The organism is Phocaeicola coprophilus DSM 18228 = JCM 13818 (genome assembly GCF_000157915.1).
Lineage (GTDB): Bacteria > Bacteroidota > Bacteroidia > Bacteroidales > Bacteroidaceae > Phocaeicola > Phocaeicola coprophilus.
This window is the reverse complement of sequence record NZ_EQ973682.1, coordinates 1-821: the sequence shown is the minus strand read 5'-3', so window position 1 is coordinate 821 and position 821 is coordinate 1. Positions and strand designations below refer to the sequence as shown.

2 protein-coding genes are annotated in these 821 nt (G+C 42.4%); both read left to right on the top strand.

What is annotated here, in order from left to right; translation table 11 throughout:
- Positions 1-101: 101 nt before the first annotated feature.
- Complete coding sequence (locus BACCOPRO_RS18695) at positions 102-209, top strand: 6-bladed beta-propeller (protein WP_081446960.1); 108 nt, start codon at positions 102-104, stop codon at positions 207-209.
- Positions 206-821 (top strand): 6-bladed beta-propeller (locus BACCOPRO_RS16940; RefSeq protein WP_169306522.1); only part of this gene is annotated, 616 nt, incomplete at its 3' end. The genes BACCOPRO_RS18695 and BACCOPRO_RS16940, both read left to right, overlap by 4 nt.

Here is an 821-nt window from a genome sequence, read left to right as displayed (position 1 = left end):
ATTGGATACAGCTTCTGCCGCTATGTTGGGTGCCATAGATAAAATGGAGATCTGCGGTGACTATGTAATAGCCATGGACAGGATTCAGGCATCAGTTATGTGTGTTTGATAGAAATGGAAAGTTTCTCCATGCCATAGGGGCTAAAGGAAATGGTAAGGGTGAGTATGCCGATCTGCTTGATTTTACCTGTGATTCAGGAGAGGGCTGATTTATATCCTTGACGGTAAAGGTGGAAAAATACATTCATACAGCATCTGTGAAGGAGAATATAAGAAATCGGTTGACTGCTCCAACGAATATGTGAATATCAAGTATGCTCAATCTTGTTTGTATTGCTATCATCCGAGTCTGAATATCGGTGAAGCTCATGCGGCCAGATTTCTGCTTGACAGGATAGAACCTTCAGATGGAAAGATTCTGGAACAATATCTGACTTCCGGGTATAATAAAGGAAGCTGTCATCCACTGATGTTTAACGGCAGTGCATTTCTCGGGACGGAATCCGGAACCTTTCGTCTGGCTCTTATTTTTGCCAATCAGGTAATGGCACTCGATAAAGATGGAAAAGTATATCCTTATCTGACCCTGAACTCACGTAACTGGGTCAGTGAGGATGATTTGAAGGAATTTGGGTTCCGGTCTGACCATAAGAGTCTGGCTGTTCTTTTTAGCCGTAGAAAGGCTTTGGGCATGAGTGACTTTATGGAAAGTGAAAAGTATATCCTGCTTTCCTATATGCAAGGATTCTCCAGAAGCCATATTCTGTATGACAAAGCAAAAGAATGTGCTTTTGTCGTGCGTCGGTTGACTGATGATCTTC